Origin of the sequence: Proteiniphilum acetatigenes DSM 18083 (assembly GCF_000380985.1) — a bacterium.
Classification (GTDB): domain Bacteria; phylum Bacteroidota; class Bacteroidia; order Bacteroidales; family Dysgonomonadaceae; genus Proteiniphilum; species Proteiniphilum acetatigenes.
Genome location: NZ_KB905695.1, coordinates 229,403 through 253,555 on the forward strand (window position 1 = coordinate 229,403; position 24,153 = coordinate 253,555).

Here is a 24,153-nt window from a genome sequence, read left to right on the forward strand (position 1 = left end):
ACAGAATCTTAATGTAAAGTATGTTAAAACTTGGAAAACCAATTTGAGTTTTTGAGTTTTCCGTTTTACCTTTGCACCGCTTTTTTAAATTTAAAAATGGAATTAAAGGAACGAATTATAGAAAAAGCGGGCGATCTGTTCCGGCAATACGGTATAAAGAATGTGTCGATGGATGAGATAGCATCCTCGATAGGTATCTCTAAAAGAACATTGTATGAGAATTTCAAAGATAAGGAAGATATTCTGTTGTCTACACTTGTCTGGTTTGGAGATAGAAGAAAAGAGATGTTTGAAACTCTTTTCGCTCAATGCAATAATGTGGTGGAGGTTTTTATCAAAATCATCGAAGTGCATGAGAATGCACCTGTTTGCAATGTAAAATTCTTCGAAGATATTCAGAAATATTATCCTCGGGCTGCCAGTCTAATCAGGAGGCATACCGAGATCAATAATATTCATTTGAGGAATTTCCTGCGGCAGGGGATTGAAGAGGGATATATCCGTGAGGATCTGAATGTGAATGTAGCTGCCTTTCTGGTAGAAGAAAGTACCTACACTTATATCCGCGCCTCCTACCTCGAAAAGCCTCCTTTTTCGTTTAGAGAACTTTTTTACACAATGATGATCAATTTTGTGCGGGGTATCATGACCGGAAAAGGGATTCGGATTATAGATGCCTACCTGGAACAACAAAAAAACAAATGAACTGTTTCTTTGCTGGAAATTAACTGAGATTAGTTGACTATGTCGAACGTAGAAAAAGTCTGAAAGAAACGGTCTTTTTAATGAACTATTTCGTTAAGCGAATACATAGTCAAAACTTGTTTTGACTATTTGAGCGTAGAATTGAAAATCGAGGAGCGAAGACGACTCAAATAGTCTAATATAATTGAACTATTAAAAGAAGTGATTATAATGAATCTACGAAGTATAATACTATTATTACTAATGCTGTCGGGCCTTGCCGGCTTATCGACGGCGACAGCACAACAAACCGATAGTTTGCGGATCGATTTGAACCGGGCATTGGAGATTGCCTTGAGCGAAAATCCCACGGTGAAGATAGCCGATATGGAGATCACCAAGAAGCAGTATGCGAAGAAATCGGCCTACGGTGCACTCCTGCCGCAGATGGACCTGATCGGGCAGTACCAGCGTGCCATCAAAAGGCAGACGGTATATTTTGATGAAGGTTTCAGCTTCATGGGTGGCGACATTAATCCCGGAGACTATACCGACGATGAGTTACAGATACTGCAGGTGTTGCAAAAGGTGATGGGTGGTGATACCGAAAGTTCCGGAGAAGGTATCCAGATGGGACGTTTCAATTCCTGGTCGGCGGGGTTGAATGTAAGCCTGCCGTTAGTGGTACCCTCGCTCTGGAAAAATATCCAGATGAGTGAGGTGGATATCCAACTTTCCATGGAGAAAGCACGTGCATCGCGCATCGATCTGGTGAACCAGGTAAAGAAATCATTCTTCAGCCTGCTGCTGGCACAGGACAGCCACGACGTTTTCAGGAAAACCTACGAAACAGACTCCATTAACCTGGAGGACATCCGTAACCGCTACAATCAGGGGATAGTGGCTGAATATGATGTGATCACCGCCGATGTACGGCTGAAAAGCCTTATCCCCAGTATACTCCAGTCGGAGAATATGATGAAAATCGCCGAACTGCAACTGAAAATGCTGATGGGGATCGACAGCGATATGCCGCTGAAAGTGGTAGGTTCACTGGATGATTATGAGAAGAGTATGTTTGATGCCATTATCCCGGCAGACACTTCGCTCATGAACAACAGCGATATCAGGCAATTCGACCTGCAGACCGAACAAGCACAGAAAGCCTATGAACTGCAGAAACTGCAGTATGCTCCCTCACTCGTTACCTCTTTCAACTGGACTTATATGAGCCAGAACAACGATTTCAAGATCAGCACTTACCGCTGGGATCCTTATTCCATGCTGGGTGTTACGCTTCAGATACCTCTCTTCAGTGGCGGACAACGCTACCACAACTTGAAACAATCGCAGATACAGCTATGGCAGTTGGATGAACAGCGCAAGGATGTGGAACGGGGGCTCAAACTGTCGATCAGGAACAACTACGACCTTATCCACAAAAATATCGAGCAGGTGGTGGCTACCCAGTCATCTGTGGAGCAGGCCCGCAAAGGTCATGAGATCACTCTGAAGCGATACGAGACGGGGATGGGTACCATCGTGGATGTCAATGCGGCGGCATTGGCTGTGCTGAATGCCGAATTGCAGTACAGGAACGCTATTTACGACTATCTCTCAGCCAAAGCTGACCTGGAAAAGGTGCTCGGCTATGATATTGCACCGGTGAATATAGAATAAAGATTTAAGATTCAAGATTCAAAATTTAATATTCGAATGGCAAATCAACGTAGTCAAATCTGAAATCTGAAATCTTGAATTTTGAATGTGGAACCCAATTTAAAAATAAAATATATAAATAATTATATGAGACGATACAGTTTATTGAGAATAACTCCTTTACTGGCAGTTGCATTGCTTGCTTCCTGTGGAGGAGCAGACCGTACCGGAAGCGCTGAAAGTGAAGCTTCACAGAAAACAAGGGTACGTGTAGAAGAGGTGCAGTTAGTGCCGGTGGATCAGATATCTACCTTTACCGCTACGGTAGAGGCCGATCAGGTGAATAATATTGCTCCCGCCATGGGAGGACGGATCCGCGAGATTAAAGTAGATGTAGGTTCGCAGGTTCGTCGTGGGCAGGCCCTGGTAACCATGGATAAGGCAAATCTTTCACAACAACAGACACAGGTTGCCACGTTAAAGAGGGACTATGAACGCTATAAAGAGTTGTATGAAGTGGGTGGTATTTCCAAACAGCAGCTCGATCAGGCAAAGACCCAACTCGATGTGGCGGAGTATGCCCTGAATAATCTGGATGAGAATACTACACTGACCAGTCCGGTAAACGGGGTGGTGACTGCCCGTAATTACGATCCGGGTGATGTGGCCGGACAATTGCCTATCCTCACCATTGAGAGTATCAATCCGGTGAAGGTGAAAGTCAATGTTTCAGAGTCTTATTATAGCCAGGTGGTGAAGGGAATGCCTGTGGAAGTGTTAGTAGACGCCTTGGGCGGTGAAAGGTTTCAGGGAAGTGTATCACTGATCTACCCCACGCTTGACCCGGTTTCGCACACTTTTACCGTAGAGATATCGGTGCCTAACGGTGATCAGCGGCTGCGTCCCGGCATGTTCGCCCGTGTGAGGATGAATTTCGGCACCAACGAGCGTCCGTTGCTTTCCGACAGGGCTGTCCTGAAGCAGGTAGGTTCTAATGATCGCTATGTATTTGTGGAAAAAGACGGGAAAGCTGTCTATACGTTGGTACAACTGGGAGTCCGGATCAATGATAAATATGAGATCGTCTCAGGGCTGAACGATGGTGACAGGGTAATCGTAGAGGGTAATACAGGCCTGATTGACGGGACTGAAGTGGAAGTTATTGATTAAAATTCAAAATTTGAATTGCAAATCAGCGAAGCTAAATCTTGAATTTGAAATCTTGAATTAAAAATATATAAGTATGAAGATATATGAAACCGCGGTGAAAAATCCCGTGGGAACATCATTAATATTTATCGGTGTTGTGCTGATAGGCTTTTTGTTCTACAGGCAATTGCCTATAGATCTCTATCCCAATATCGACCTGAATATCGTCTCGGTCATGACCTCCTATGCGGGTGCAGGTGCTGAAGACGTGGAGACCAATGTAACCCGTCCGCTTGAAGATGTCCTGAACTCTACCGAGAAACTGAAAGAAATTACATCACAATCGAGGGACGGTATGTCAATGATCATGCTGGAGTTCGAATTCGGTACAGATATGGATGCCGTGATGAACGATGTGCGGGATAAGGTATCTCTGATATCGGGCTTTTTGCCTGACGGTACGGAAGATCCCATGATCCTGAAGTTCAGCTCTGACATGATACCGGTAGTAGTGCTCTCTGCCACCGCACAAGAGAGCTCGGGAGCACTGTATAAGATACTCGACGAACAGGTGGCCAACCCGCTCAACCGTATTTCGGGTGTGGGTACTGTTTCCGTCAGTGGTGCCCCCCAAAGGGAGATACAGGTGAATGTGGTACCTGAAAAACTGGAGGCATACAATATTTCCCTGGAACAGATCGCACAAGTGATCGCCACTGAAAATGTGAATGTCCCTGCCGGTAATTTCGATATCGGCACGCAGACCTATATGTTACGTCTCGAGGGAGAATTCAAGAACAGCCGCGACCTGAACAATATCATTGTGGGTAACAACCAGGGACGCGCCATCTATCTGCGGGATGTGGCATCGGTGAAAGATACACTGGAGTCCCGTATACAGGAGAATTATACCAACGGACAGCGGAGTGCTTCCATTGTGGTACAGAAACAGTCGGGTGCCAACACCGCAGCGATTGCTGATGCGGTAAAAGCACAGTTGCCTGTGCTGGAAAAGAGTCTTCCGCCCGATATCAAGCTTGTTACGGTAATGGATACTTCCGATTATATTAAAGTATCCATCAATAGTTTGCTGGAGACGATCGTGCTGGCACTTATTATCGTCGGTATCATCGTGCTTTTCTTCCTGGGGCGGTGGCGTGCCACTATCATTATCATGGTGACCATACCCATCTCGCTGATCGGGTCGTTTATTTATCTTTACCTTACCGGGAACTCCATTAATATCATCTCGCTCTCGGCTCTTTCCATTACCATCGGGATGGTGGTGGATGATGCCATTGTGGTGTTGGAAAACATTACCACCCATATTGAACGGGGGAGCCGAGTCAGACAGGCTGCTGTGTACGGTACGGAAGAAGTATCCCTTTCCGTAATCGCCTCTACACTGACCATTATTGCGGTATTCTTACCGATGACTATGGTCGGTGGTTTTGCCGGTGTGATGTTCAAGCAGTTGGGATGGATGGTAACCATCATTATTTCTCTGTCGCTGATCATAGCCTTGACACTTACCCCGATGATGAGTGCGAAGATGATGCGGTCGAACAAGGATGCCAAGGTGTCCGGTTTTGACAGGTGGTATAATAAAAGGATATTACCGGTACTCAACAGAATCGATCATGCTTATGCCCGATTGGTGAATTGGGTGGCCCGCAGGAGGCGACTCACATTATTGGGTGTGCTGGTTGTTTTTATTATAAGTGTGGTTGTCAGTGCTATCACGTTGAAAACGGAATTTATGCCGGCGTCCGACAACAATGAAATTGCCATTACCGTGGAGATGCCTACCGGAACCCGTATGGAAGTCGCCCGGGAGACAGGCCACAGGATAGCACAGGGAATGCAGGAGAAATATCCGGAGATAGAGATCATCTCTTTCAGTGTGGGTGCGGCCGATGAAGATAACACCTGGGCGGCTATGCAGGAAAATGCTTCCAATATCATGACCTATACGATGCGTTTGACGGAGGCCAAGAACAGAAAAAAGACGATCTACGATATATCAGACGAAATACGTCAGGATCTTGCCAATATGCCGGAGTTGCACCGTTTCCGGGTAATGCCGGGTGGAGGCGATATGGGAATGACCGGTGGAAGTAATGTCGCATTGGATATATATGGTTACGATTTGGCTGCGACCGACCAACTCGCTGCTGAGATGAGAACTAAACTGGAAGGAGTGAAAGGATTGCGCGATATCACGGTATCGAGAAAAGATTACCGGATGGAGTACCAGATACAGTTCGATCGTGAGAAATTAGCGTTGAACGGACTGAACATGAGTACGGCGGCCAATGCTATCAGAAACAGGATCAACGGTCTTGTCATGTCACGTTTCCGTGAAGAAGGAGAAGAGTATGATATTCGGGTACGGTATGAAGAACAATACCGCCAGTCTATCGAAGATATCGAAAATATATTGATATACAACACGATGGGAGCCGGTGTGCGGGTACGTGATCTGGGGACAGTAATAGAAACTTCTACACTGCCGCAGATCGACCGTCAGGATCGCCAGCGTATTGTGACGGTGACCGGTACCATTTACGGACGTGCCCTGAGTGAGGTGGTGACCGATGTAAATACCATTATGGCCGAAGCAGATCTGCCGGCAGGAGTACAGATGGAGATCGGTGGATCGCTGGAAGACCAGCAGGAATCATTTTCACAGTTGGGACTTCTTCTTATGATCGTTTCTCTGCTGGTATATATTGTATTGGCATCGCAGTTCGAATCGCTCACCTATCCGTTTATGATCATCCTGACCGTGCCGTTTGCTTTTACCGGTTCTATCCTCTTCCTTGCCCTTACGGGAGAACCGCTCGGCATCATGGGATTTGTGGGATTGATCATGCTTGTGGGGATGGTGGTAAAGAACGCCATCGTGTTGATCGACTACATCAACCTGAACAGGGAGAGAGGTATGTCCATTATCACGGCGGTAGTACATGGAGGCCGTTCGAGGTTGCGCCCCGTATTGATGACCACCCTTACTACTATCCTGGGTATGGTTCCCCTGGCAATTGGTACAGGGCAGGGATCGGAAATGTGGAAATCACTGGGTATCTCCATTATCGGTGGGATGACTTTCTCCACTATCATTACCCTTATATTGATCCCGGCGCTCTATTCCATGATGGCGGGTTACGGTGTGCGCAGAAGACGCAGGAAACACCGTGCAGTATTGGTAATTGACAATTGAAAGTGGAAAATTGAAAATTAAGAATTAAGAATGAATAGTGAAGAAGTTAAAACTAAAAGTGAATTTTCTTAGGAGCGAGGGCAGAGTCAAATTTATTTGCACTATGCCGAGTGATGACAGAAAACCTACGTAGTGAAAAGTGAATATGAGAGCCAAGAATCAAGACTATAGAAATTCTTGACTTCTTGGACTTCTCCACTTCCTACTTCTAATTTTTAACTTCTAACTTCTAAAAGATAAAAAGAATGAAAGCAGTAATGATAACTTTAGACCAGGCGCATTACGATGAGATCGTGGGCAACCTGAGCTCACTCAATATACGCGGGTTCACTTCATGGAAAGAGATCCACGGACGGGGAAGCAAGACCGGAGAGCCGCATTACGGCTCCCACGCCTGGCCTTCGGTGAACAAGGCCATCCTCACCATTGTAGAGGATGACAGGGTGAAGCTGTTGCTGGACTATCTGAGGAAACTCGATGAAGAGTCGCCCAACCTGGGCCTACGTGCCTTTGTCTGGAATATTGAAGATATGATGTAATTTGATCCGGATGATCAATTTCGGAAAGGCGTTGCTGAAAAGTAGCGCCTTTCTTGACTGTAAATGATTATGAACTTAGTGATGTAAGTCCACGGTTTATTCAAATAAAACTTTTATCTTTGTTTCATTATTAACAGTGAAATCCAATTTATTATGCTGACCGATGACCAACTGCGCGACCGGTTACACCGGCAGATCACCAACCTTCCACCTGAAAGTCTTCGTCTCGTGGAACAGTTTCTTTCCAGGTTGGAAACAGATACCCTATCGGATATTGTGAGGGAAGATCCGGCTGAATATCTTTCCGGAGAGAAAACAGAAATGAACCCTATTACTTCTGAACAAAAATGGCATCCAAATGAACCTTTCATTGCAGGACAAGAGGAGTGGTTTCAATATTTTCGTGAAATAGAAGAAGGAGAATTTACCCCACTAGAAGAAGCTAATCAGGAATTTGAGCAATGGAAAGCCCAGCAGATCAAAAACCGGTTGTAATAAGTCGATTGTTCAAGACACATCGCAAGGAAATTTATATTTACGGTCTCGAAACATTCGGCTTCTATCAGGCCGAAGTGTACGATAAGCTTATTCAGCTTCGAGCATCCGAAAAATACGTGATGTGAAAAATATATCTCCTTAAATACTCCATCTTTTATTATTCCTTCCAATTATTTCAATACTGCTATACTGAAGTTTGGCAGGTAAAGTACCGTTTGGATAGCTCTATGTCGACGTTGCTGAAAAGTAGCGCCTTTCTTTTTGGATTTTCCGTCGTACATGTTACAGTCGGCAACTTTTTGGTATCGATTTTTTACAGTTGGGTAACCAAAACATTCGTTTCGGTAAGTTTGTAAAAAAAGGCGCGAAACTGTACTATAACTTTGTATTATAAAAATTAGGGATTATTCAAATTTTATCAAGCAATGAAACGAGCATAATAATCATTCACACATAAGTAAATGATTGAAGCGAGTTCACTAAAGTTAGACTTTTTCTACACTCGGCAAAGTAAATAAATTTACTCTGCTCTCGTTTAACGAAAAAGTTCCATACACCATAAAGAAAAAATATCGTATGAAAAAGGGATTAAGGATAGCCATTGTATCTACCGTATCTGTAATAGTGTTTTCAGTGATGAGTTTTACAGGAATAATCTTATTGAGAAGGCAGATTATAAGCAGATATTGAAGAGGTAAATAATGGATAATAGTCATTCTTTTTATTTCAGACCCTGGCATTTTATATTGGCAATTGTAATATTCTTCGTACTGACCGGAGTTATAGCCGAAAAAAAAGTGAACCATATTCCTTTGTCGGAAGAAGGCAATTCGATTCTGACCGAATTACATGAGGTTAATCTTGACAAAGAGAGTATAAACTTCCTGTTTTTCTATCGGAAAGATTCCGAATTATGCCGGAAGATGCGATACAATATAGAGCAATTGGATGCCGAAAGTCTTCACGGTATCAATTTTTACGCTATGGATATTGAAGAGAATTCTGAATATTATTATAAGTACAATATCTCCGGAATTCCCAACCTGTTAATACTTAACGGAGATGTTGAAACAAAACGAGTCATGGGTATTGTATCTACCGATAATTTAGAGAAAATAGTGAATAGGGTAAAAGCTATTGATCCAAATAAATAAAATTACTCTGCTCTTGTTTAACGAAAAAGTTACATACACCATAACGAAAAAATAAAAATATAAAACGAGCAGAAGAAAAGTTCTTACAAAGGAACATGATTACTGCGGAACAACGTTCGACGACCGAACGGGTGTCAATTCCACACACCATAATGTATATATAAAATAATCGTGTGAAAATAAATGATTTAATCATATGAAACAAAGAACCATAAGAGAAGCTTTTTCTATCAAGGGGAAAGGATTACACACAGGGGTAAAAACTACTATCACATTCCGGCCGGCGCCTGTTGATTTCGGATACAAGATCAAACGGACTGATCTTCAAGGAAGCCCGGTAATTACGGCTTCTGCCGAAAATGTAATGAATACCCAAAGATGTACTGTCTTACTTGTAGATGGAGTACAGGTTGCTACGATAGAACATGCGTTGGCTGCACTTTACGGATGTGAGATTGATAATTGCCTGATTGAAATTGATTCTCCTGAATTTCCGATACTGGATGGGAGCGCTGTTGAATATGTGAATAATATTCACAGGGTAGGTTTCGAAGAGCAGTCTGAAGAGAGGATCTATTATGAGGTGGATCAGAATATTGAATATTTCGATGCTGAAACAGGATCATACCTGATATTAATGCCCTCTGACAGATTTAGCATCCATGTGCAGATAGCATTCGACTCGGAGGTTTTACCTGTACAAAAGGCCTTTCTGGAAAATTTATCCGATTTTAAAGATGAAGTCTCGATGTGCAGAACATTTGTCTTTATAAGAGAGATCGAAAGTCTCCTGAAAACCGGATTGATTAAGGGCGGGGACCTGGATAACGCAATTGTTATTTACGATCAACTCATTCAACAGAAGGAATTGGATCGGTTGGCCGATGTCATGGGTATAGAGAGGAGAAAGATTGATAAAACCGGATATATAGTAAATAAGCCGCTTTTGTTTCCTAATGAACCCGCAAGGCATAAATTACTGGATGTTATCGGAGATATAGCCCTTGTCGGCAGGTTTATCAAAGGAAGAATAATCGCAAATCGTCCCGGTCACCGGATCAATAACCTGTTCGCAAGGAATATAGTTGAACAGATCGAAACGAGGTCTGTCTTTGAGATGCATACAAATTTTTCATAGAAAACCCCCATTAATATGAAGACTATCTTTTTATTTGTCAGGAGAAACATGATCTCTTTTCTGGGTATGACTCTGGGATTGATAGGCGGATATCTTTACTGGCTATATTATGGGATCTATGACGGTACATTTGGTTTTTCTTCGGAATTGTGGACAAATTGCGTGTATGGATTATTGTTTGGAGGATTGATAGGCAGCTTAATTAGAAAAAAAACGATCAATCATTATGAGAAAAAAAACAATTTTGATCACAGGAGCGACACAGGGCATGGGTAAAGCCGCGGCATTGGCCTTAGCAAAACAAGGGCACCATATTATTATCACGGGTCGTAAAGAGTACGAAACCGTTCAGGTACAACAGGAGATCATTTTAGAAAGCGATAACCCTCATGTTGATTATCTTTTAGCCGATTTGTCACTGCTGGGTAATATCCATCAATTGGCAGAAAGGTTCAAGCAGCGCTTTGACGGATTAGACATACTCATCCACAATGCAGGAGGCATTTTTGGTAAGGAAAGGATGGAGACTGCCGACGCGATAGAAAAGACCATTGCCTTAAATTTCGTCGCACCTTACTTGTTGACCGCGTTACTTACCGACGAGCTACAAAAGCATTCCGATGCGCGCATTGTATTTACAGCTTCGGATGGACATAGTTCTATGGCAAAACCCGACTTTGAGGATATAGAATTAAAACAGGGGTACACAGCCGGAAGGGCTTATGGGAATGCAAAACTCTTCTTGATCATGATGTCTCAGGAATTAGACCGGAAGTTTAAAGAGACAGGTATTGATATTACCGTCAACTCACTTCATCCCGGTGTGGTGATAAACCAGAAAATGGTGGAAGATGCGAAAAGAAGAGGCTTTTTAGGAAAAGCAATCATGCTTCCTCTGATGCGGTTGCTGATGAAAACAGCAGAACAGGGAGCGGATACCATTGTTTATCTCGCTTCTTCGGAAGAGGTGGAAGATACCAGCGGCTTGTATTTTTACAACCGCAAACCTAAGAAGGTAAATAAGAAATATATTTCGGTGGAGACAAAAGAGATCATTTGGAACTATTGCGAGACGATAACAGGAGTAAAATTATTCAAATAAAATCTCTTACTACTCGCTAATAAATTCTTGTACGCCGACAGAGATGACACAAATGAAACTATTTCGTTAAGCAATACGAACAGAAGACAAGCTTGCTTGTATTATGTCGTTGCGAGAATTGAAAATCGAGGAGCGAAGGCGACTCAAATAGTCTAATGTAATTGAATACAAACATATAACATCTGCTTATGAGATTTAAAAAACTGTTTTTTACCGCATTTTCTATCACGGTGCTTACTTCCACTTTAAATGCACAAAATTACAATACATCTCTTGGTGTGAGATTAGGATATGACAGCGGTTTAACGCTAAAATATTTCTTCGCTCCCGAAAATGCGGCCGAGTTTATTCTCTCTGTATCACCCCGTTACTTTCAACTCACTGGAATGTATGAATATCAGCAATTTGTGCCGGGATCATCCGATCTATCGTGGATCGTAGGGGTTGGCGCCCATCTGGGAGCTATACACTATGAGAAGGAAAAATACAAAACCGATTTGTTGTTGGGAGTGGATTTGATGGCTGGCCTGGAATACAGTATCGCCCGAACACCTTATACTGTTGGGCTGGACTGGAAACCATCTTTTAACTTCACTAACAGTTATAACGACTATTGGCTTAACGGATTTGCCCTTAGTTTGCGATATACACTCTATTAGGACTAAGGTTTACTATCTTTTGCAGATAACTGAACGTAATGATTGTGTTGTTTAATGAAACCTTTGCCGGGCCTTGACTTAAGTATTGATATGTTTTAATTCGGTATTCAAAATTACCGTTTGGGTAATTTTTAGGAGCAGGCAGTGTTTTGAAGCCATATCTTTGCAATATCAAACAAGAGAAAAGAAAAAGATTTTATTACTCAATTAATTATTCAGAAAAATGAAAAAGATGTTTTTAGTGTGTTTGTCAGTATTGATGACAACAGGATTGGTGACAGTGAATGCTCAAACTCCCATATCTTATGGCGTGAAAGCTGAAGCAAATATGTCGAATTTTTTACTTAGCGATTTAGATAATCAGTCAAGTACAATGAAATTGGGCCCTACGCTGGGTGGATTTATGAACATTGGTCTGCATGAGAATTTCTCCATCCAACCGGAAGTAATGTTCTTCTACCGTAATTCCAAAATGGAAACCGGAACTGCTGAAGACGACTTTAGGCAATGGGGTATGCAGGTACCGGTTTACTTTCTGGGACAAACCTATACCAATAGCGGTAAGTTTTATGCCGGTGTAGGGCCCTATCTGGGACTTGGCTTTGATGCAAGATATAAAGACGCCGATAAAGATCTGTACAAGAAGGTGAATGACGAGGCCGATATGAACCGGTGGGATTTTGGATTGGGAGCACTGGTCGGCTATGAATTCCATAACGGTATCCAGATTAATGCCGGATACCAGCTCGGACTGGTGGATCAGTTAGACGCTCTTAAAGATCACGCTTCCATGCGTACACAGACTGTGAGTCTTGGCGTTGGTTATCGCTTCTAAAGAGAACCTAAGGAAAAGAGATTGCCTCGATACCCGACATTTACCCCAACCATGCAGATGTGCCGGCATTAAGTTTGTATCGCACGCCTGATGGGATAAAGGTGAAGTCTGACAGGGGCAATCTCCTCAAATAAGGTGAAGTATAGTGTTTCTTCTTCTTCAAAGCTCAACGGGCTGCAGGAAATATAATCCGAAGCCCGTTGAGTTTGCTTCTTTGTTTTGTAAGTGAGTGATTTTGATTATATTTGAATAATATAGGATGCGCCTCGGAAAAGCTCAAACAAGCTTGGCTCTTCTCTCGGCTTTCACTATATTTGCATTGCCCTGGCAGATCTATAAACAACCAATATATTACTATAGCCCAAATGTTTCGGAAAACAGAACCTTCTATTATTCGATTAGACAAAAGAACGGCCTTTTTATCAGCGCTGTTTATCAACATATTTTTTGTCTTTGTACAGCTTGTCATTTTAATTTATAGTTACTATATGGGAGAAAATATAGGAGAAAGATTTTCTGAAAGAATTTCCGGATCAAAGTATTATATAGAACCTGTAAACCTGTTTTTTGAACCTGTAATTCTATTTTTGATAAATACGTTTTTACTCTATCTCTTTTTTCGAATTGAATTTTGGATACTTACCCGCTTCTCTGATAATCGAAGAAAGGCGTGGATGTCATTCTTCATTATGTTTATTTTTATAGGTGTTTTGAGCACTATGATTTCTCAACTGTTGGGAATTTGGTTCAAGAGTGAGCTAACAGCGCACCAATATTCTATTATTCAGTTTGTCAAAGATATGTTTCTTTTTATTGCTTCTGTTTTTTTTACTTATTTGATCTATCTGATCATTAAAAATCAAGAGAGGATGGAAGAAAACAAGAATCTTACCATTGAAAATTTTAAAAACCGGTACAACGCGTTGAAAAATCAGACCGATCCCCATTTCCTTTTCAATTCGCTCAACTCGCTCAACGGATTGATCGGTTACGATGATGAACGGGCACATGAGTACCTGATGCAGCTCTCGTCAGTATTTCGATATACTATACAGGAACGTCCGGTGGTGACACTTTCCGATGAGCTGGAATTTACTGAATCTTATATTTATCTAATGAAGATCCGTTACGGAAACGCTTTTTCTGTCAACATTCGGGTTTTGGACAACTATCAAGAGTATTATATTTTACCTTTCGCTATACAGACGTTGGTGGAAAATGCGGTTAAACATAATATAGTAAGCTTGAATAAACCATTACATCTAATTATTGAAATGATGGAAAATGATACGATTATTGTCGAAAATAATCTTCAACCAAGACAAGACGTGAGCCCTGGAAATGGTTTGGGATTGTCTAATCTTAACGAGCGTTATTGGTTGATGTTCAGGAAAAATATCAGCATACAAGCCAACGATGCTGTCTTCAGAGTGGAGATCCCGCTTATAAAAAATCTGGAGAAGTATAGCGATAAGTTTATCAATATAAAATAACTCATAATTCATATGAACGCTGTAATTGTAGAAGACGAATTTGCTGCCGCGCAGAATCTTGAAAGACTCATAAAGTCGGTAGATGAGAATATCGATATTATCGCGGTACTGCAAAATGTAGATGAGAGTATAGAGTGGTTCTCGACAAACAGGCTGCCCGATGTGGTTTTTATGGATATTCATCTTGCCGATGGAGACTCTTTCTCTATTTTTAAGAATATTGAAATCCGTTGCCCGATTATTTTTACCACTGCTTATGACCAGTATGCATTGAAAGCGTTCGAGGTGAACAGCATCGACTATTTACTCAAACCGATCAGTAAAAACAGCCTTGAAAAGGCATTGGCCAAACTGAAGAACTTCTCGCCCAACAACAATCACTCCGATGTGATTGCACAGATAATGAAAAGTATCCATCAGGTGAATAAAACACACAAAAAAAGTTTCCTTATCCCGTTCAAGGATAAACTGATACCTGTTTCATCCGACGATATTGCCTATGTTTATTCACAGAATAAAAAGGCCGTGATCACCTGTTTCAATAAGCGTGATTACATGATGGATACATCGCTTGATGATTTTTTGAAACAACTCGATCCCGATCTGTTTTTCAGAGCAAACAGGCAATTCATTATTTCGCACCAGGCCGTAACCGACCTCTCGATGTGGTTTGACGGGAAATTAGCAGTAAATCTTTCTGTTCCTACGCCCGAAAGAATAATTGTGAGTCGTGCCAGAAGTGCCGATTTTAAAAAATGGTACATGAAAACAGATGATTGAGAATGAGTAGCGTCGTTTTAATTATATCCGCAAGTTCCAAAACGCCTTAAAGAATGGGCTTATGCAGGTTTTCTGTTCAACTTTATTTTTGCGAGTATAAGCCATTTTGCAGTAGATGGAATGGGTTTTCAATCGTTTTTCCCGCTTATTTTTATCGGGATACTTGCGTTATCGTATATCAGTTACCACAAATTAAATGCATTATGAAAAGTTGAAAGCAATTGGCGGACAAATCAGAGTAAGTCCGGTATCAGCTTAAAAACAAATGATAATACTACTTATTTATAGCTCAACCCAACAGCAAAAACAGCTCAATTCTCATCAAAATTGAGCTGTTTTTAATTAATAAATGAGTGATAACCACTTATAACTACCGCCGATGGAGACTCGGCATTGTTTTTTTATATTTCAGCACTTAAAATAGCCGTTTGGGAATTACACTCTCTACAACCTGCGCGGTTGTAGTATTACTTTGCATTGTCAAAAATGTAAATATGGGTGTATAATGTTAAGAGAAAGAATAATTCAACAAGCAACAGACCTTTTCAGCCTTCATGGCATTAAAAATGTATCCATGGACGATTTGGCATCTTCCCTGGGTATCTCTAAACGAACTATCTATCAGAATTTTAAAAACAAAGAGGATATTTTGAAGAATTGTATCCTTGTTTCCCGGGAGAATAGAACCCTGAGAATTATTGAGACCATGAGCCAATCGGAGAATGTTGTCTGTGGATGTTTACAAATAATTAATGATTATAAATACACCCGATTACCGGCTGCTATATTCTGGGAGGATATTTACAAATATTATCCGGAAGTTTATCAAGGCATTTTGCAGGATGCAGAGAAAAATAATATCTATCTGAAACGACTGCTAAAAGAAGGAATAAAAGACAATTATTTCCGTAAAAAAATAAATTTGGATGAAACTGTCTTTATGTTGGATATAAGTACTTGCATAAAAATCTGCGGTATTTATTCAGTAAGAGTTTCTTTGTCTCGTATGGATCTGATTTCCAATATGATGATTAATATGCTTCGCGGAATTTCTACTCCTAAGGGTATTGAAATCATAGATCAATATATTGCCAACTTACCCCATTCAAATAATTAATAATATTTTATGAGAGCTACAAAAATTGGTATCGTCGTAATGACGATTTGTGGATTGTTAAGGTTATCTGTTACGACAGCACAGGAAGCAGATGACGGAATTTTACGTGTAGATCTGGAGACGGCTATTCAAATAGCGCTAAGTGAAAATCCTTTGGTAAAAGTCGCCGATATGGAGGTGGAGAAAAAGGATTATGCTAAAAAAAGCGCTTATGGCGCATTGCTTCCCCAGATAGATCTTATCGGACAGTATCAGTATACTTTAAAACGCCAGACGATGTATCTGGACACGGATATGAGCAGTCTTTTTGGCGGCGGATCTGTTGATCCATCGCAATTCACCCCCGAAGAATTAAAAATCGTGGAAGTTTTCGGGAAAATGATGACACCCAGTTCCGATGCCGATGCCAATGAAGGAATTCAGGTGGGAAGGAAAAATATATGGAACGGAACAGTCAATGTTAGTTTACCACTGGTCGTTCCTTCGTTATGGAAAAACATCCAGATGAGTAAGGTCGACCTGGAGATGGCCATGGAACAGTCGCGCTCTTCGAAGATCGACCTGACCCATCAGGTAAAAAAAGCCTTTTACAGTATACTGTTGGCGAAAGACAGCTATGAACTGTTCAGGGAAACCTATGCGACCGACTCTTTGAACCTGGTGAATATCAAAAATAAGTTCGAGCAGGGTATCGTTGCCGAATACGATGTCATTACCGCCGATGTCCGCCTCAAAAGCATTATTCCCAATATCCTGCAGTCAGAAAGCATGTTGAAAATCGCAGAACTTCAATTGAAAATGCTGATGGGTATTGACTCTGAGCTGCCGGTGGAGATTGTGGGATCGCTTTCTGATTATGAAAAATGGATGTTTGAAGCCATTGTACCTTCCGATAATAATTTGTCAGGTAATAGTGATTTAAGACAGTTCGACCTGCAAGCCATTCAGGCGAAGAACGCATATGAGATTCAAAAACTTCAACGTTTGCCTACGCTTACCTCTTCTTTCAGCTATTCTTATATAAGCCAGAACAACGATTTCAAGTTTAACACATATCGTTGGGATCCTTATTCCGTGGTAGGAGTGACGCTTTCCATCCCTATTTTTAGCGGCGGACAACGGTATCACAATATCAAACAATCCGAAATTCAATTATTTCAACTGCAGGAGCAGCGTCATAACCTGAAACGCAATCTGCAGCTATCTGTCAGGAACAGTGTAGAGCTTATCAATAAAAGTATTGAACAGGTTGTCGCCGCTGAATCATCTGTACAGCAGGCAAAGAAGGGATACGAAATCACGCAGAAAAGATATGAAACAGGAGCGGGAACTATCGTGGACCTGAATGCGGCTGCTCTTGCGGTAACCAATGCTGAGTTGCAATACCGAAATGCGATCTATGACTACCTGGCATCCAAAGCAGATTTGGAAAAAACACTCGGTTATGATATCTAAGTTGATGTGATGATTTGATGATCTATTGATCTATTGATGTGATGATACCGATAAACTGGTAAAAGTATTGATAATAAATGAATTGATTAGAATTTGAATATCGAAATATAAAATCAAAGAAGTTGAAACTAAATAAAAATCAAATGAAACGAAAAGTCTTTCTAAAATTTATGCCGTTGGCTGCTCTTCTAACACTCTCTTCATGCGGAGGATCCGGTAAGAGTGAACAACAAACAGAGAACGCTAAAAGAAACATCATAGTGGAAGAGGTCAGATTGATGCCTGTAGACCAACTCTCATCTTTCACAGCAACAGTTGAAGCAAAAGCTGTCAATCATATCACTCCCGCGATGGGTGGTCGTATCAGGGTTATTCATGTGGATATTGGCAGTCGGGTTTCCAAAGGACAGACTCTGGTAACAATGGATGCAGCCAATTACTCACAGCAGGAGACACAATTGGCTACTCTACGGCGCGATTATGAGAGATACAGTGAATTGTATAAAGTGGGAGGTGTTTCCAGACAACAACTGGATCAGATGAAAACACAACTTGATGTCGCCCAGACAGCACTGAATACTACCGGGGAAAATACCGGGTTGATAAGTCCCATAAGTGGAATTGTAACCGCCCGTAATTATGATCCGGGTGATGTGGTTGCCGGAATGCCGATCCTGACGATTGAAAATATCAATCCGGTCAAGATAGTCATCAATGTATCGGAATCATATTATAGTAAAGTATCTCCGGGGATGCCTGCTACAATAGTCGTGGATGCGTTGGAGGGTGAAACTTTCGAAGGAAAAATATCTTTGATCCATCCGACGATTAACCCTACCTCACGTACTTTTCCTGTGGAGATTGAAGTGAACAACACCGAACAACGTCTTCGTCCGGGAATGTTTTCACGCGTGATACTTAATTTCGGAACCAATGAGCGTCCGCTCGTCACTGATTTGGCGGTCTTGAAACAAAGCGGGTCCAACGACCGGTATGTTTTTCTGGAAAAAGATGGAAAGGCCGTCTATACGAAAGTAGAGCTGGGAACCCGGATTGGCGATAAATATGAGATAGTATCGGGGTTACATGTCGGTGACCGTGTGATCGTTCAGGGAAATTCCGGATTGATTGAAGGCGCCGAAGTGGAAGTTATTGATTAAAAATTTCAGATTTAAGATTCAAAATTCAAGAATTTAAAATTAGGGATTTGAATTAAAAACCAGTGTAGATAAATCTGGATTGCAAATCGACGTAGTCAATTAATAATCGGCGTAAGCCAAATATTGAATCTGGAATCTGAAATCTTGAATTAAAAATAAAATAATATGAAGATATATGAAACCGCGGTCAAGAATCCTGTTGGGACTTCGCTGATCTTTATTGGAATTGTGCTTATCGGGATCATGTTTTACCGGCAGCTTCCGGTTGACCTGTTGCCCGAAATGGATGTGAACATGGTATCGGTGATGACCGCTTATCCCGGTGCAGGTGCGGAAGACGTGGAGACAAATGTCACCCGTCCTTTGGAAGATGCGCTGAACTCTACGGAAAACATCAAAGAGATTACCTCCACTTCAAAGGACAATATATCGGTGATCATGCTCGAGTTCAATTGGGGGTCGGATATGATCAATATTATGAACGACGTCCGGGATAAGATAGAGTTGATATCCAGCTCCCTTCCTGACGGAGCCAGTGACCCCATGCTGTTAAAATTCAGCACCGATATGATACCGGTGATCGTGCTCTCCGCGACGGCAAACGAGAGCGCGAACGCGTTATATAAGATTCTGGATGATCAGATTGCCACCCCCCTTAACAGGGTTCCGGGCGTAGGTACTGTTTCCGTCTCCGGTGCACCGCAACGTGAAGTGCAGGTAAACGTGCTCCCCGAAAAACTGGAGGCATACAATATTCCCCTTGAGCAAATCGCCCAGAAAATTGCCGCGGAAAATGTGAACGTTCCTGCCGGAAACCTCAACGTGGGGTCGCAAACCTACATGCTGCGTCTTCAAGGCGAGATATCCGAGAGTAGGGAATTAAACGACATCGTGATCGGCACCAGCCAGGGACAATCTGTTTATCTGAAAGATGTGGCCGTAGTAAGCGATACCGTTCAGTCAGATGTAATGGAGAGTTATACCAACGGGCAACGCAGCGCCTCCATCATGATCCAGAAACAGACAGGAGCCAATACGGTCGCTATCGCGAACGCGGTGAGAGAATTACTTCCCGGACTTCAGAAGAATCTTCCTCCCGATATCCAACTGGTAACGGTAATAGATACTTCGGATAATGTAAAGGTTTCTATCAACAGCTTGCTTGAAACCATCCTGCTTGCCCTCGTTATTGTGGGTCTTGTTGTTTTATTATTCCTGGGGCGATGGAGGGCTACCGTAATTATCATGGTGGCTATCCCCATTTCGCTCATTGGATCGTTCATCTATTTGTATATCACTGGAAACACCATTAATATTATTTCGTTGTCGGCACTTTCAATCTGTATCGGCATGGTAGTGGACGACGCAATAGTAGTACTTGAGAATATTACCTCGCATATTGAACGCGGTAGTCGTCCCCGGCAAGCGGCGATTTACGGTACCGAAGAGGTCTCGCTTTCCGTGATTGCATCCACCTTGACCATTGTCGCGGCTTTCCTGCCGATGACTTTAGTTGGCGGTCTTGCAGGGGTAATGTTCAAACAACTCGGATGGATGGTGACCATCATCATTACTCTTTCAATGATCATTGCGTTGACACTTACCCCGATGATGAGTGCCAAAATGTTGAGATCGACGAAAGAAGCGAAAGTGAGTAAATTCGACAAATGGTATAATAAGCATATCCTTCCGTTGCTCGACAAATTAGACTTAGCTTATGGTAAGTTGGTGAACGGAGTAGTGAGAAAACGCGGCATTACATTGGGTGTGATTATAGGTATATTCATTATTGGGGCCGTAGTATCGGCAGTGACACTTAAAACCGAATTTATGCCGAGCTCTGATAATAATACCATCTCAATGACTGTGGAATTGCCTACAGGGACAAGGATGGAGTTAGCCCGCGCCACGGGTCAACAGATCAATAGACTGATAGGAGAGAAGTATCCTGAGATAGAGATCAATTCTTTTACTGTAGGGCAGGCTGATGAAGACAATATTATCGCCTCCATTCAAGAAAACGGAGCGCATATTATGAGTTTTAATATCCGTACGAAGGAGGCCAGGTTCAGGAAAAGATCCATTCATGATATTTCGGATGAATTGCGTAGCGATCTTGCTGCTATTCCGACCATCAGTCACTTCGTAGTGACTCCCGGGGGATCAACAGGAAGCATGGGTGGCGGAAGCACGATGGATGTGCAGATCTATGGGCATGATTTTGCTGAGACCGACAATCTTGCCGCAGAAGTAAAATCTAAATTAGAGGATATTAAAGGTTTACGTGACGTGACCATTTCCCGTCAGGATTATCGCATGGAATACCAGATTGAGTTCGACAGGGAAAAACTGTCACTCAACGGCTTAAGTATGGGAACTGCTGCCAATGCTGTCAGGAACCGGATAAACGGTATGACGATGACAAGTTTTCGCGAAGAAGGTGAGGAATATGATATCCGTGTACGTTATGATGAAAAATCACGCCAATCCATAGAGGATATTGAAAATATATTGATATACAATCCGATGGGCGTGGGAGTGCGTGTGCGGGATTTGGGAAAAGTGGTGGAAAATTCTTCGCTGCCTGAGATCGACCGTAAAGATCGCCAGCGAATAGTGACTGTGAGCGGTTCAATCCATAACCGTGCTTTGAGTGATGTCGCGGCAGATGTGAACAGCGCCATTTCAACGTTGGATATTCCTATGGGAATACAAGTGGAGATAGGCGGTTCGCTCGAAGACCAGCAGGAGTCATTTTCCGAGTTGACGATGCTGATCGTTATCGTTATCCTGTTGGTATACATTGTAATGGCATCCCAGTTCGAATCACTTACATACCCGTTCATTATTATTTTTTCCATTCCGTTCGCGTTTATAGGATCGTTGCTGTTACTTGCGATCACCGGTGAACCACTCGGAATTATGGGACTCATTGGACTGGTAATGCTTGTGGGGATGGTGGTGAAGAACGGTATTGTGCTTGTCGACTACATCAACCTGAACAGGGAGAGAGGTATGTCCATTATCACGGCGGTAGTACATGGAGGCCGTTCGAACCCAAAAGTTGGCAGTAGGTACAGGGCAGGGTTCTGAAATGTGGCAATCGCTCGGTATCGCTATTATTGGCGGTATGACATTTTCAACGATTGTAACGCTTATCCTTATTCCTGTACTCTATTCAGTTTTTGGAGGAAACGGAGTAAAACGCCAACGGAAGAAACACCGTGCGCTATTGGTAATTGACAATTGAAAGTGGAAAATTGAAAATTAAGAATAAAAAATGAAAAGTGAAGATGAGAGCCAAAAATCAGGAAGTAAGGCCATAGAAATTTCGAAATTCTTGACTTCCCGGACTTCTCCACTTCCTACTTCTAATTTTTTATTTCTAACTTCTAAAAAAATAAAAAGAAATGAAAGCAGTAATGATAACTTTAGACCAGGCGCACTACGATGAGATCGTGGGCAACCTGAGCTCACTCAATATACGCGGGTTCACTTCATGGAAAGAGATCCACGGACGGGGAAGCAAGACCGGAGAGCCGCATTACGGCTCCCACGCCTGGCCTTCGGTGAACAAGGCTATCCTCACCATTGTAGAGGATAATAGGGTGAAGCTGTTGCTGGACTATCTGAGGAAACTCGATGAAGAGTCGCCCAACCTGGGCCTCCGTGCCTTTGTGTGGAATATTGAAGGTATAATGTGATTCCGTAAATAAACATACAGTTAAGTCAAAAGCCGGGCATGGATATGTTCGGCTTTTTTAAGTTATACCTCCATACTGCATATCATGGGATTGATAAGAATTATTTTCCGTCTCTTGTCTGAACGAATGATAAATACTACTTTTGCAGCGTCTTCCAGATTGTCATAGATAATTCATTAATACGGACATTGTTATGTTGTATTCATTGCTCCAGAACTCCTATTTTTCAGTTTTCCTTATTATAGCGCTCGGCTATATGCTGGGACGTATCAAGATCAAAGGTATCTCGCTCGACGTGTCGGCCGTCATCTTCATCGCCTTGTTGTTCGGACATTTTGGTGTGACCATTCCCAGCTCACTGGGATATTTCGGGTTGGTGTTGTTTATTTTCACTATCGGCCTGCAATCGGGTCCCGGTTTTTTCGATTCGTTCCAAAAAAACGGTAAAAAGCTGTTGATGATGGCATTGATTATTGTAATCAGTGCCGGCGCTGTCGCATTGGGGTTAGCTTATTTCCTGGGGATAGATATGCCGGGAGTGACAGGCTTGATCGCCGGTGCATTGACCAGTACACCGGGATTGGCGGTAGCCATTGATAGTACCAATTCACCGCTTGCTTCAATCGCTTACGGTATTGCTTATCCGTTTGGTGTGATAGGGGTGATCCTGTTCGTGAAGTTCTTTCCGAAAATAATCGGCGTAGATCTTCAGGAAGAGGCGCTTCGGCTCGACCGGCAGGAAAAGGCGGCTTATCCCGAAGTGAATTTTGCTGTTTTCCGGGTAAAGAATCCTACAGTATTCAATAAATCATTGTCCGAATTGCAGATCCGCACCATGACGGGAGCTGTTATCTCCCGTGTGATTCACGACGGTGTAATGGTGATTCCCAGAGCGAAAACCGTCCTCCGGGAAGGGGATCTGGTCAAAGCCGTAGGAACGGATAACTCTTTGAACCAGCTAGCCTTGTTTATCGGCGAACGTACCGAGATAGAACTGCCTGTAGATCATGATCAGGTGGTGGAATCGCTCCTGGTTACCAATAAACGGATGGTGGATAAAACATTGGGAGCATTAGACCTTTCACGGGCCTATCATTGTAATATTACCCGTATCCGGCGGAGTGGGATAGTGCTTTCTCCCACACCCGACCTGAAATTGAAATTCGGTGATAAGGTGGTAGTGGTAGGTGAACGAAAAAGTGTGCAGGAAGTAGGCCTGCTGCTTGGTAACAACGAGAAGAAATTATCCGATACCGATTTTTTCCCGATAGCCATGGGTATTGTATTGGGCATACTGGTGGGACAGTTGCAGATATCTTTTTCCAATTCATTTTCTTTCTCCCTGGGGTTGACGGGTGGGGTACTCATTACGGCACTTGTGCTTAGTAAACTGGGGAAAACAGGACCTATTCTCTGGTCGATGTCGGGCATGTCAAACCAGCTACTGCGGCAACTCGGGCTGTTGCTTTTTCTTGCCGAGGTAGGCACATCGGCAGGAGCAAATCTTTTCGTTACATTCCAAACTTATGGCTTACCCTATTTCCTTACCGGCGCAGTTGTCACGATAGTACCCATGATTGTCGCCGGATTGCTTGGATTTTACGTGTTCAAAATCCCTATTCTGGATTTAATGGGTACCATTGTCGGTGGAATGACCAGTACCCCCGGGTTGGCCACTGTCGATTCCATGACCGACAGCACTGCTCCCAGCGTGGCTTACGCCACTGTATATCCGGTAGCCATGATATTATTGATCGTATTGATACAAGTGCTCGCCCTGTTGGGATAACCGGTTAGGGATCTG

At 42.6% G+C, this 24,153-nt stretch carries 21 protein-coding genes; all 21 read left to right on the top strand.

Features of this window, described 5'->3' with window-relative positions; translation table 11 throughout:
* Nucleotides 1-96: 96 nt before the first annotated feature.
* The 21 genes from F597_RS0107420 to F597_RS0107525 all read left to right on the top strand — a co-directional run bounded on the left by F597_RS0107420 (nt 97) and on the right by F597_RS0107525 (nt 24,138).
* Entirely contained in the window at nt 97-705 is a 609-nt protein-coding gene (locus F597_RS0107420; protein WP_139224048.1) for a TetR/AcrR family transcriptional regulator, read from the top strand.
* A 210-nt stretch (nt 706-915) separates the two neighbouring features.
* The gene (locus F597_RS0107425) at nt 916-2,364 is read left to right on the top strand and encodes a TolC family protein (RefSeq protein ID WP_026327240.1); all 1,449 of its coding nucleotides are present in this window, start codon (nt 916-918) and stop codon (nt 2,362-2,364) included.
* A 126-nt stretch (nt 2,365-2,490) separates the two neighbouring features.
* A complete protein-coding gene (locus tag F597_RS0107430; RefSeq protein ID WP_026327241.1) occupies nt 2,491-3,513 on the top strand; it encodes an efflux RND transporter periplasmic adaptor subunit in 1,023 nt (340 codons plus the stop codon).
* A 73-nt stretch (nt 3,514-3,586) separates the two neighbouring features.
* Nucleotides 3,587-6,715, top strand: coding sequence for an efflux RND transporter permease subunit (locus tag F597_RS0107435; RefSeq protein WP_019539101.1), 3,129 nt, complete (start codon nt 3,587-3,589; stop codon nt 6,713-6,715).
* 245 nt (nt 6,716-6,960) lie between these two features.
* On the top strand, nt 6,961-7,254 hold the full coding sequence (locus F597_RS0107440; RefSeq protein WP_019539102.1) for a PG0541 family transporter-associated protein: 294 nt from the start codon (nt 6,961-6,963) through the stop codon (nt 7,252-7,254).
* A gap of 153 nt (nt 7,255-7,407) precedes the next feature.
* Nucleotides 7,408-7,749, top strand: coding sequence for a hypothetical protein (locus F597_RS20320; protein WP_019539103.1), 342 nt, complete (start codon nt 7,408-7,410; stop codon nt 7,747-7,749).
* A 704-nt stretch (nt 7,750-8,453) separates the two neighbouring features.
* A complete protein-coding gene (locus F597_RS0107460) occupies nt 8,454-8,906 on the top strand; it encodes a thioredoxin family protein (RefSeq protein ID WP_019539106.1) in 453 nt (150 codons plus the stop codon).
* A 196-nt stretch (nt 8,907-9,102) separates the two neighbouring features.
* On the top strand, nt 9,103-10,044 hold the full coding sequence (locus F597_RS0107465; protein WP_019539107.1) for a UDP-3-O-acyl-N-acetylglucosamine deacetylase: 942 nt from the start codon (nt 9,103-9,105) through the stop codon (nt 10,042-10,044).
* A gap of 15 nt (nt 10,045-10,059) precedes the next feature.
* Nucleotides 10,060-10,320 (top strand): hypothetical protein, encoded by a 261-nt coding sequence (locus tag F597_RS22305; RefSeq protein WP_019539108.1) that lies wholly within the window; start codon nt 10,060-10,062, stop codon nt 10,318-10,320.
* Nucleotides 10,271-11,146 carry an SDR family NAD(P)-dependent oxidoreductase gene (locus F597_RS20330; RefSeq protein ID WP_044060118.1) on the top strand — a complete coding sequence of 292 codons (876 nt, stop codon included), beginning with the start codon at nt 10,271-10,273 and terminating at the stop codon, nt 11,144-11,146. Before F597_RS22305 ends, F597_RS20330 begins: the two co-directional genes overlap by 50 nt.
* Nucleotides 11,147-11,334: 188 nt before the next feature.
* Complete coding sequence (locus tag F597_RS0107480; RefSeq protein ID WP_019539110.1) at nt 11,335-11,805, top strand: hypothetical protein; 471 nt, start codon at nt 11,335-11,337, stop codon at nt 11,803-11,805.
* 223 nt (nt 11,806-12,028) lie between these two features.
* Complete coding sequence (locus F597_RS20335) at nt 12,029-12,640, top strand: porin family protein (RefSeq protein WP_044060119.1); 612 nt, start codon at nt 12,029-12,031, stop codon at nt 12,638-12,640.
* An 869-nt stretch (nt 12,641-13,509) separates the two neighbouring features.
* Nucleotides 13,510-14,133, top strand: coding sequence for a sensor histidine kinase (locus F597_RS22310; protein WP_157279005.1), 624 nt, complete (start codon nt 13,510-13,512; stop codon nt 14,131-14,133).
* A gap of 12 nt (nt 14,134-14,145) precedes the next feature.
* Nucleotides 14,146-14,913, top strand: a complete 768-nt coding sequence (locus F597_RS0107495; protein WP_019539113.1) for a LytR/AlgR family response regulator transcription factor — start codon at nt 14,146-14,148, stop codon at nt 14,911-14,913.
* A gap of 505 nt (nt 14,914-15,418) precedes the next feature.
* Nucleotides 15,419-16,030 (top strand): TetR/AcrR family transcriptional regulator, encoded by a 612-nt coding sequence (locus tag F597_RS0107500; protein WP_026327243.1) that lies wholly within the window; start codon nt 15,419-15,421, stop codon nt 16,028-16,030.
* A 9-nt stretch (nt 16,031-16,039) separates the two neighbouring features.
* Nucleotides 16,040-17,485, top strand: a complete 1,446-nt coding sequence (locus F597_RS0107505) for a TolC family protein (RefSeq protein ID WP_245542007.1) — start codon at nt 16,040-16,042, stop codon at nt 17,483-17,485.
* A gap of 143 nt (nt 17,486-17,628) precedes the next feature.
* Complete coding sequence (locus F597_RS0107510; RefSeq protein WP_026327245.1) at nt 17,629-18,645, top strand: efflux RND transporter periplasmic adaptor subunit; 1,017 nt, start codon at nt 17,629-17,631, stop codon at nt 18,643-18,645.
* A gap of 165 nt (nt 18,646-18,810) precedes the next feature.
* Nucleotides 18,811-21,738 carry an efflux RND transporter permease subunit gene (locus F597_RS20340; protein WP_342662277.1) on the top strand — a complete coding sequence of 976 codons (2,928 nt, stop codon included), beginning with the start codon at nt 18,811-18,813 and terminating at the stop codon, nt 21,736-21,738.
* Entirely contained in the window at nt 21,710-21,895 is a 186-nt protein-coding gene (locus F597_RS23025; RefSeq protein ID WP_342662278.1) for an efflux RND transporter permease subunit, read from the top strand. The genes F597_RS20340 and F597_RS23025 overlap by 29 nt, the downstream gene beginning before the upstream one ends.
* Before the next feature lie 160 nt (nt 21,896-22,055).
* Complete coding sequence (locus F597_RS0107520) at nt 22,056-22,349, top strand: PG0541 family transporter-associated protein (RefSeq protein WP_019539117.1); 294 nt, start codon at nt 22,056-22,058, stop codon at nt 22,347-22,349.
* A 193-nt stretch (nt 22,350-22,542) separates the two neighbouring features.
* Nucleotides 22,543-24,138, top strand: a complete 1,596-nt coding sequence (locus tag F597_RS0107525; RefSeq protein WP_019539118.1) for an aspartate:alanine exchanger family transporter — start codon at nt 22,543-22,545, stop codon at nt 24,136-24,138.
* The last annotated feature ends 15 nt before the right edge of the window (nt 24,139-24,153 follow it).